We start from the raw sequence: 9807 nt of genomic DNA on the forward strand, positions 1-9807 counted from the left end.
TTTAGTTGATCTAGAGACATATTGTTCCCCCGAAAAATTGTCTAAGATTTTCACTAAACACATTAAAGGTAAAGCATTTTACAAAAAATAAATTTAAAATGTTCTAAATGATTGATTTTGTGTTCTTAAATTAAATTTATACGGTTTATAAGGTCTTCTCTAAACTTTTTTCCAATAGGAATTTCTTCATCAATAATTTTCACAGAATTGCTATTTATCTGGCTTAAAAAAGCGACATTAATGACAAATCCTCTATGAACTCTTATAAAATTAGTATTTAGTTTGTTCAAAATATCATTCAAACTCGTTCTTACAACATGTTTTTGTTGGTTTTGAAGAATTATTTCTACATAAACGTGGTCACTTTTCAAATATAAAATATCATTAAATGAAACTTTCGTAAAAAATCCTTTATTTTTTATGAAAATTGCCTCTTTAATAATCAAGTTTTCATCCATTAAATCTCCTGATTTTGTAGAAAAATTATGCAATGCAATTTCAATTGAACTGTATAGTTCTTCCTTTGAAAAAGGTTTGATCAAATAGGCAGGAGGTTTTACTTCTTTTGCTTGATTGATTGTAAAAGAATCTGCATTGGAAGTGAGAAAAATAAATGGAAAATGATAACTTTCTCTGATTTTTTTTGCCAAATCAATTCCTGATTTTTTTCCAGAAAGATGAATATCTAAAATAGCAATATCTGGTCTTTCAGATTCAATTGTTTCAATTGCCTCCGTAAAATTTATGGCAGGTTCTAAAGCATGATATCCCAATTCATTCAAGGCATTGCAAATACTATCTGCAATGATAATTTCATCTTCTACAACCAATATTTTTACTTTTTCCATCTTATTTTATTGCCCTCACAATGTATAAAAAGATTTCAAAGTTTGCGTTATTTTTTTCTAAATTTATTGTACTAGGCTTCTAGCATAATTGTCTTTGAATGTGATTTCGAATTTTGCGCCATTTTGATTCAATTGTTTTAGAGTTCCATGCAACTGTTTTACCAGTCTATTTACAAGGAGTAGTCCCAAACTTTTTGCATTTTTAATATCAAAATCTTCTGAAATCCCTTTTCCATTGTCTTGAATTATCAGTTTATAATGTTCTGATTCTTTATGAATTGAAATCGAAAGTTTGTTTTCTTTTTCATTATGAAATGCATATTTGTATGCATTTGTGATTATTTCATTGATAATCAATCCTAATGGTATTGCTGTATCAACTTCAAAAAACATATTTACTGCATCAATTGTGGTTTCAACATTGTTTTTTTGCTTGTAAGCTATTGATAATTCTCTGGTTAACATTCTTAAATATTCATTAAAATCAATCAAACCTGTATCGTTTTGATACAATTTTTGATGAATTAATGCCATCGATTTTACCCTATTTTTTCCTTCATTGACAAGTTCAAGTGCTTTTTCATCTGAAATTCCTTGAGTTTGCAGTTCTAATAAACTTGCTACTATTTGAAAATTATTTTTTACTCGGTGATGTACCTCTTTTACTAATAATTCCTTTTCTTTTAAAGTTTCATTTATTATTTCATTTTTATGAGCAAGCTCTTTTGATTGCTTTGAAATTTTTCGAATAATCAATAAACTTATGATGAGAAATACACCTACAAGAATCAAAATCAAACTAAATAATTTGTTTTTCTCTTGTTCATTTTCAATTTCTTGCTGCTTGGTTTTTTCTACCTGTTCCACTTTAAAATCCGCTAAAGATTGTGACAAATCTTGAGAGTAAATTTTTCTTGTAAGCGCAATAGATTGGTCTTTAATTTCTAGAGCTTCTTTTAAAAAATCGTTATTTACCAACGCTTTAGAACCCTCAAATAATAGTTTATAAAAGTCATTAGAATTTAAATCTTTTCCAAGAATTTGAAACTTTTCAACCAATTCTTTAACGTCTTTTACTTCAAACTTTTTTAAAACTTCTTCTCTAATTACAGTATCTGTATCTGGCTTTCCAAGTAGTTTTAGATACAAAGCATAGGTTTGAATCATATAAGTTGGGTCGTTATACAACTCATCAATATACTGTAAAACTTTTTCAGTATTACCACCCTTAAAAATATAGGCATCTATTAAATGTTGTAAAATGGCATGATAATAAGGTGTATGTTTTTGAAGTTGATTTTCAAGCGCTAAACTTTCTTCGGAAATATCAATATATTCTTGAAGTTTACCTTCTAAAACTAAAAAGTCTGTTAGATGATATAAAAACATGATTTGAAGTTCTATATCTTTTAATTCTTTTGCTTTCGCTAAGCAGTCTAATACTAATTTTTTTCCAGCATCTAGATTTCTTTCAATTAAATTCAAAACAATAGGATGTGTTTGCAATCGTAATGTTGCCTTTTGAATTGTAATGTCTTTTTCATTGAAATTAGACAGATATTTTTCTAATTCTCTATGTTTTTCAGAAGCTTTTTCTATACTAACATCATCTCTAAGACTATAAATTTGGTCACATTTGATTCTAAAAAAGGACTCATCAAACTGTTTTTTTTCAGGAATTTTTACTGTTTCATCAATAAAATTTGAAATACGTTCATATTTTATAGAAGTCCTATTTCTTAAATTTAAAAATAAGGTATTGTATTCTTTGTAGGAAAGTTCTTTGTTTTTGGAAACTTTTTCAAGAATTGATTTGTATTCAGATTTTTCTAAATTTTTCAGAAAATACGAAGCTGAATCCAATTCTTTTAATAAAATAAATTCTTCAATTTTAGTTCTAATCTCTTCTTGAGAAAATTCCTTTTGTTGACAAACTATAGAAAAAGAAATAAAAAATAAAACGATGCTGAAAAAAGTTTTCATAGTTGATTTTTTGATTCCTAAAAATAAGAAAACAATTGATAGAAACAAGTTAAAAAAAAATTAAAATAAAAAAAGCTCAAACATAAATGTTTGAGCTTTTTTTATAGTGTTAAAAAGATTTTTTAAGCTTCAAATGGAGTTATAGAAACATACGATTTGTTATCTCTTTTCTTTCTGAACTCAACAACACCATCAATTTTAGCGTGTAAAGTATGGTCTTTTCCCATATATACATTATCACCTGGATTGTGAGTTGTTCCTCTTTGACGAACAATAATATTACCTGCAATTGCAGCTTGTCCTCCAAATATTTTTACACCTAGACGTTTCGATTCTGATTCTCTACCGTTTTTCGAACTACCTACTCCTTTTTTATGTGCCATGACTTTATGGTTTTAAAATTGTGTTTCTTATTTAGTTAACGCTTCAATCAATTCAGCTTTTTTCAAAGAGCTGTATTCTTCAATACCTTTCTCTTTTGCCACTTCTCTTAATTCAGCAACAGTCATTGCGCTGTAATCTACAGTAGCTGTTTTTATAGCTTCGGCTTTTGGAGCTGCTGCTTTTGCTGATTTTGTTGCACCAGTAGCAGCAATAGATTCAATACGAATCTCGCTTAAATACTGTCTGTGTCCGTTTTTCTTTTGATAACCTTTTCTTCTTTTCTTTTTGAAGACGATTACTTTATCACCTTTTAAGTGACTTAAAACTTGAGCTGTTACTGAAGCTCCTTCTATAGCTGGGGCGCCAATTGTTACTGATCCATTGTTGTCTAATAAAAGAACGTTGTCAAAAGTTACTTTTGAACCTTCTTCTGCTTGTAAACGATGAACGTACACTTTTTGGTCTTTTGCTACTTTAAACTGCTGCCCTGCTATCTCTACGATTGCGTACATACTATTTGTTTTGCGTATTAATACTTGTTTGTTTGCATTTACTTCGTGAAAATGCGGGTGCAAATATAGTTCTTTTTTTAATTTTATCAACAGATTTCTAAAATTAATTTACAGATACTGAACCAAATAAAAATTCCATTTACATTCGTTTATTTATATATCGTTTACTATTTTTGAAAAAACTATAAACAGCGCGATTTTTATGTAACAATGCCTGTTTTTTTGCGTCAAATTAAACTGAAACTTTTATTAACTAAATATCTATCAATGAAAAAAAGGATTGTAACACTTTTTACGGTGTTTTTAGTAGCGATTTCTTCAACAGCTCAAAAGGTTGAATTTGAAGAATATAAATTAGACAATGGTATGCATGTCATTTTGCATCAAGACAATTCTGCTCCTGTAGTAGTAACATCAGTAATGTATCATGTTGGCGCAAAAGATGAACAACCAGATAGAACTGGAATGGCGCATTTTTTCGAACATTTATTGTTTGAAGGAACAAAAAATATCAAAAAAGGAGAATGGTTTAAAATTGTTTCTTCTAATGGTGGTAGAAATAATGCTACCACTGATGACGATAGAACCTATTATTATGAAATTTTCCCATCAAATAAAATTGAATTGGGATTGTGGATGGAATCTGAAAGATTATTGCATCCCATCATAGGTCAAGAGGGTGTAAATACTCAAAATGAAGTAGTAAAAGAAGAAAAAAGATTGCGTGTTGATAACCAACCTTATTCTCGTTTTTTAGAAAATGTGAAATTGAACATGTTTAAAAGACACCCTTATAAAGGAACTACCATTGGTAAAATGGAGCATTTAGATGCAGCTACTTTAGAAGAGTTTTTAGCATTTAACAAAAAATATTATGTCCCTAATAATGCTACACTTGTGGTTGCTGGTGATATTAATATGAATGAGGCTAAGAAAATGATTGACTCTTATTTTGGTTCTATTCCAAAAGGGGAAGAAATTAAAAGAGATTTCCCAAAAGAAGATCCAATTACTGAGCCAATAAAAGCTACTGCTTACGACCCAAATATTCAAATTCCAGCAATCATTACAGCTTATAGAACTCCCTCAATGAAAACAAGAGATTCTAGAGTTTTGGATATGATTTCTTCTTATTTAAGCACAGGAAGAAGTTCTGTTTTGTATAAAAAAATAGTAGATGACAAAAAAATGGCATTGCAAGTAGGTGCTATTAATTTGAGTCAAGAAGATTATGGAACTTACGTTTTATATGGATTGCCTCAAGGTGAAAATAAATTGGAAGATTTAATCAAAGAAATTGATGAAGAAGTTGTAAAAATTCAAACAGATTTAATTTCTGAAAAAGATTATGAAAAACTACAAAATCAATTCGAAAATAACTTTGTAAGTTCTAATTCAAGTGTTGAAGGAATTGCAAGTTCATTAGCCACATACCATGTGTTATTTGGAGATGCAAATTTGATCAATACAGAAATTGATATTTATAGATCTATCACAAGAGAAGAAATGAGAGAGGTAGCAAAAAAATATCTAAATCCAAATCAACGATTAATTTTAGAATATCTTCCAGAAAAAAAATAACATCAAAAGACATTATATCATATGAAAACAAGAATTATAACTTTAGTCACTTTACTACTCCTGTCTTTTGCTGGAAATGCACAAATAGACAGAAGTAAACAACCTGAACCAGGACCTTCTCCCAAAATAAAATTAGGAAAAGCTGAAACTTTTACGCTAAAAAATGGCTTAAAAGTAATTATGGTAGAAAACCATAAATTACCAAGAGTTTCTGCAAACTTAACGATTGATAATGACCCTTATTTTGAAGGAGAAAAAGCAGGACTTTCTTCTATGATGGGAGGATTGCTTGGAAGAGGAACTAAAAATATCACCAAAGATGCTTTTAATGAAAAAGTAGATTATTATGGTGCAAATGTTTCGTTTTTTAGTTCAGGTGCATTTGCTTCGTCATTAAAAAGATATTTTCCAGAGATTTTAGGATTGATGGCTGATGGCGTAAAAAACTCCACTTTTACACAAGAAGAATTTGAAAAAGAACAAAAAATCATTTTAGACAATCTTAAAAACAATGAGAAAAATGTTACTTCCATTGCAAGACGTGTAGAAGATTTATTGACGTACGGAAAAGACCATCCTTATGGAGAATTTACCTCTAAAGAAAGTGTGAACAAAATCACTTTGGAAGATGTTGTGAAAAATTACAACGATTTTTACAAACCAAACAATGCGTATTTAGTAATTGTCGGAGATTTTGAAACCAAAGAAATAAAAAAACTAATCAATTCATTATTTGCAGATTGGCAGCCAGGAACAATTCCTACGTATACTTTGCCAACTCCAAAAAATGTTCCAACAACAGAAATCAATTTTATTGATATGCCAAACGCAGTTCAATCAGAAATTGCTGTGATTAATAATATCAACTTACAACTAGGAGATAAAGATTATTTTGCTGCAGTATTGGCAAATCAAATTTTAGGTGGTGGAGGAACTGCCAGATTGTTTCAAAATTTACGTGAGGACAAAGGATATACTTATGGAGCATATTCAGGTGTAAGACAAAGTAAATATGCAGGAAGTTTTAGAGCTTCAACAAGCGTAAGAAATATGGTAACTGACAGTTCAGTAGTGGAATTGATGAGAGAAATCAATACCATTAGATACAAAAAAGTATCTGAAGAAGATTTGAAAAACGTAAAAGAAGAATACATTGGTGGTTTTGTGATGGATGTTCAAAAACCAGCAACAGTAGCAGGTTTTGCATTGAACATGGCTAGATACAATTTGCCAAAAGATTTTTACGAAACCTATCTTGAAAAAATAAATGCAGTTACGTTGGATGATATTCAAAATGCAGCCATCAAATATTTTCAAGGAGATAAAGCCAGAATTATCATTACTGGAAAAGGAATTGATGTGTTGAAAAACTTGGAAAATACCGATTATGTCATCAAATATTTTGACAAAGAAGGAAATCCAACAGAAAAACCTGCAATGACATTGCCAATTCCTGATGGAATGACTGCTGAAAAAGTAGTAAACAATTACTTGAATGCTATTGGCGGAAAAGACAAAGTGATGGCTGTGAAAACCACCATGATGACTGCAAATGCAACTATTCAAGGAACTCCATTAGTAATGACAATGAAAGCTTCTTTACCAAACAAAACTTCACAAGTAATTAGTGTGATGGGAAATGTGGCTCAAAAATCAGTTTTTGATGGCGAAAAAGGCTATGCAGAAGGACGTGGTCAAAAAATGGATATGACAGCTGAACAAATTGCAGAAGCAAAAGCAGCAAATTCCATTTTCAATGATTTGAATTACACTGCAGGAACTTTGGTAAGAATTGAACCTTTAGAGGGAAAAAATGCCATCGTTTTAAAATTCAAAGACACTGAAATTTTTTACGACATGACAACTTGGTTGAAAGTAAAAGAAGTGAAAAAAGTAAAAACTCCAGATGGAAAAGAAGTAGAAGTTCCAACAAACTTTGGAGATTATAAAGAAGTAAATGGCATAAAATTCCCATTCTCAATTGGTCAAAAAATGGGTCCTATGGATTTGAATTTTGAAATCAAAGAAATCAAAGTAAATGAAGGTGTTTCTGATGCTGATTTTAAATAAATCAATTTAGAAAATAGATTTTAGAATAAAGAGAAAAGAAAAAAGAGTCAAGACGTTTTGTTTTGACTCTTTTTTTATGACTATTTTTATTAATTTAAACCTGTTGGTGTAATTGAGTTTTGAAATAAATTTGCCACGAATTCACGGATTTTTTATAAATATGAATCCTATAAATTTAAATTTTCATCAAAGATGAAAACAATTATTGTGATGAAATCCTTAAAATTGGTGAATTCGTGGCAAAAAAAATCTATTTTATTATCCAATAAAATAATTTGACTCAACGGGTTAATTTAAATTTGTTTATTCTTGCTTCTTTTCTCTTTTTTCTTGCTTCTTTTCTCTTTTTTCTCGATTCTTATTACCTAGCCCTATTCACCAAATACACTCCAAACATAATGATAAATCCTGCAAATAGTTGTAGAATACTCAGTTTTTCACCATCTAAAAATCCCCAGAAAATGGCTACTAAAGGCATTAAATAGGTAACAGAAGAAGCAAAAACAGGTGTTGAAATTTGAACCAATTTGGTGTATAACACTTTGGCAATTCCTGTTCCGAAAATTGCGAGAATTACTACATAGAATATAGAATCCATTTGCATTTGATTTCCTGAAAAAGTGCTAAAAAATCCTGAAAAATAAAGGACTGCAATTGCAGGTGGTAACATCATCAAAAAATTTCCTGTGATGATTGCCAAAGCATCTAAATCCGAAAGATGTTTTTTTAAAATATTTACATTCATAGCATATCCAAAGGTTGCCAAAATAGCCAATAATGAAAACCAATAATTTTGATTCGGATTCATATCTGCCCCTTTTAAAATAAGGATAGAAGTTCCAATCAAACCAAATAAAATACCTATAAATTGCTTTTTCTTGAAACCAAATCCAAAAACTACTATTCCAATGATAAACGTATTGAAAGGCGTAAAAGAATTCAACATGGAAGCAATAGCACTATCAATTTCTTGAACCGCAAACGAAAATAAAAAAACAGGAAAAAAAGTTCCTAAAAAAGCGGTGTAAAAGATATACTTCCATTGATTTTTCTTGATTTTTTTCAAGCTAGAAAAACCAATCATCAATAATAAAATAGAAGAAGTTGTAATTCGTAAAGCACTCAAAGTTATAGGCTCAAAACCCAATAATGCTTTTTTAATTAAAATATAGGAGCTACCCCAAACTAAAGTAAGTAAAACAAGAAACAACCATTTTCGTTGTTGTAAATTCATAAAGAAAAAATTGCGACTGCAAAATTCTAATAATTTCTGTAAAGAGCTGTATTATAATTTATAAATTTGCAACATAATTTAATCAGAAAATCTTATGAACACAAAAAAAATAATTTTCAGTATTGCAGTTGCCTGTTTATTCATGGTTTCATGTAAAAAAGAAGCAGCAAAAGTTGAGTTGCCTGTTGAAAAAGCGCAAGTTTCATTGGCTATTTCAGGAATGACTTGCGAAATTGGTTGTGCAAAAACCATTCAATCAAAATTATCAAAAAAAGAAGGTGTTTTAGATGCCAAAGTTGTTTTTGCAGATAGCATTGCCACCATCGAATTTGATTCAAATAAAACTTCGGAAAAAGACTTAATTGCTTTTGTTGATGGCATTGCAGGAGGAGATTTGTACAAAGCTTCTATCCATAAAAAAGAAAATCATTCATGTACTGAAAAGTGCGAAAAAGAATGTGACAACAAAACCGCCACAAAAATGGAATGTAAAAAAGATTGTAAAATGGCTTGTTGTGCTGATAAAAAAAGTTAAAGTTCAATAAAAACTTAAAAATAGAAGCCGTCTCAATTCTAAATTTGAGACGGTTTTTTTTATTAAAAAAATTACCTAAAAAGGCTTTAAAGTTTTATTGTACTTGATTTGTTCATTGAAATATTTTCCTGTTTTTTTTCTATAATATTATCTAATTCATTACATATTTTTCACTTTACAATATATTAACATACAGCTTGAATACTTAATAATCACTTAACCAAAAAAAATGATTGCTAAACTAATTTTGCAATTCATTATATTAACTATATAAACTTAATTATGAAAAAAATTTTACTTTTATGTGTTTTATTTGCTAGTTCAATAGCATTTAGTCAAGTTACATTTATAACCACAGATACAAATTGGTCTGGGGATGTAAACATTGACGGAAAAGTTGTTGTGAATAATAATGCAACTTTAACGATTCAACCTGGAACAGTTATCAAAGCTGCTTTTAAATCTGACCCAGTTGATGCTTCTGCTTTAGTGATTGCTAAAGGTGCTAAATTAATGGCAAACGGAACTGCTGCTTTACCTATCGTTTTTACTGCTGCTGCTGATCCCTTAACAGCTGCAAACGTTGCTGCTGGTGTGTATGTTGCTCCTGGTCATGACTTAGACTTAAACGGTCTTTGGGGTGGAGTTATCATTTTAGGA

The 9807-nt window shown here is 29.7% G+C and carries 8 protein-coding genes and 1 pseudogene; 4 read left to right on the forward strand and 5 right to left on the reverse strand.

Annotation, left to right across the window (positions count from 1 at the left end; all coding sequences use genetic code 11):
- Window positions 1-125: 125 nt before the first annotated feature.
- The 4 genes from IU405_RS04050 to rplU all read right to left on the reverse strand — a co-directional run bounded on the left by IU405_RS04050 (window position 126) and on the right by rplU (window position 3727).
- The gene (locus IU405_RS04050; RefSeq protein ID WP_197437322.1) at window positions 126-848 is read right to left on the reverse strand and encodes a LytR/AlgR family response regulator transcription factor; all 723 of its coding nucleotides are present in this window, start codon (window positions 846-848) and stop codon (window positions 126-128) included.
- A 63-nt stretch (window positions 849-911) separates the two neighbouring features.
- Window positions 912-2831 (reverse strand): sensor histidine kinase, encoded by a 1920-nt coding sequence (locus IU405_RS04055; RefSeq protein WP_197437323.1) that lies wholly within the window; start codon window positions 2829-2831, stop codon window positions 912-914.
- Between the two features lie 122 nt (window positions 2832-2953).
- Window positions 2954-3214, reverse strand: a complete 261-nt coding sequence (rpmA, locus tag IU405_RS04060) for a 50S ribosomal protein L27 (RefSeq protein WP_197437324.1) — start codon at window positions 3212-3214, stop codon at window positions 2954-2956.
- A 27-nt stretch (window positions 3215-3241) separates the two neighbouring features.
- The gene (gene rplU / locus IU405_RS04065; protein ID WP_197437325.1) at window positions 3242-3727 is read right to left on the reverse strand and encodes a 50S ribosomal protein L21; all 486 of its coding nucleotides are present in this window, start codon (window positions 3725-3727) and stop codon (window positions 3242-3244) included.
- A 267-nt stretch (window positions 3728-3994) separates the two neighbouring features.
- Here rplU and IU405_RS04070 point away from each other — a divergent pair, with 267 nt between their 5' ends.
- Together IU405_RS04070 and IU405_RS04075 are read left to right on the forward strand one after the other, a co-directional pair.
- Window positions 3995-5308, forward strand: a complete 1314-nt coding sequence (locus IU405_RS04070; protein ID WP_197437326.1) for a M16 family metallopeptidase — start codon at window positions 3995-3997, stop codon at window positions 5306-5308.
- A gap of 21 nt (window positions 5309-5329) precedes the next feature.
- Window positions 5330-7378: a M16 family metallopeptidase gene (locus tag IU405_RS04075; protein WP_197437327.1), complete on the forward strand. Its 2049-nt coding sequence runs from the start codon at window positions 5330-5332 to the stop codon at window positions 7376-7378.
- A gap of 361 nt (window positions 7379-7739) precedes the next feature.
- Here the strand turns inward: IU405_RS04075 and IU405_RS04080 are convergent, their stop codons facing one another.
- Window positions 7740-8612 (reverse strand): DMT family transporter, encoded by an 873-nt coding sequence (locus IU405_RS04080; protein ID WP_197437328.1) that lies wholly within the window; start codon window positions 8610-8612, stop codon window positions 7740-7742.
- A 94-nt stretch (window positions 8613-8706) separates the two neighbouring features.
- On the opposite strand from IU405_RS04080, the gene IU405_RS04085 reads away from it, so the two are divergent.
- Together IU405_RS04085 and IU405_RS04090 are read left to right on the forward strand one after the other, a co-directional pair.
- Complete coding sequence (locus IU405_RS04085) at window positions 8707-9147, forward strand: cation transporter (protein WP_197437329.1); 441 nt, start codon at window positions 8707-8709, stop codon at window positions 9145-9147.
- A 282-nt stretch (window positions 9148-9429) separates the two neighbouring features.
- Window positions 9430-9807, forward strand: a pseudogene (locus IU405_RS04090) (hypothetical protein); the annotation flags it as partial.

Origin of the sequence: Polaribacter sp. BAL334 (assembly GCF_015767435.1) — a bacterium.
Classification (GTDB): Bacteria; Bacteroidota; Bacteroidia; order Flavobacteriales; family Flavobacteriaceae; genus Polaribacter.

What these genes read in the sequence shown, in the direction of transcription:
- IU405_RS04050 (WP_197437322.1), bottom strand. Translation starts at nt 848, where the DNA reads ATGGAAAAAGTAAAAATATTGGTTGTAGAAGATGAAATTATCATTGCA.
- IU405_RS04055 (WP_197437323.1), bottom strand. Translation starts at nt 2,831, where the DNA reads ATGAAAACTTTTTTCAGCATCGTTTTATTTTTTATTTCTTTTTCTATA.
- rpmA (WP_197437324.1), bottom strand. Translation starts at nt 3,214, where the DNA reads ATGGCACATAAAAAAGGAGTAGGTAGTTCGAAAAACGGTAGAGAATCA.
- rplU (WP_197437325.1), bottom strand. Translation starts at nt 3,727, where the DNA reads ATGTACGCAATCGTAGAGATAGCAGGGCAGCAGTTTAAAGTAGCAAAA.
- IU405_RS04070 (WP_197437326.1), top strand. Translation starts at nt 3,995, where the DNA reads ATGAAAAAAAGGATTGTAACACTTTTTACGGTGTTTTTAGTAGCGATT.
- IU405_RS04075 (WP_197437327.1), top strand. Translation starts at nt 5,330, where the DNA reads ATGAAAACAAGAATTATAACTTTAGTCACTTTACTACTCCTGTCTTTT.
- IU405_RS04080 (WP_197437328.1), bottom strand. Translation starts at nt 8,612, where the DNA reads ATGAATTTACAACAACGAAAATGGTTGTTTCTTGTTTTACTTACTTTA.
- IU405_RS04085 (WP_197437329.1), top strand. Translation starts at nt 8,707, where the DNA reads ATGAACACAAAAAAAATAATTTTCAGTATTGCAGTTGCCTGTTTATTC.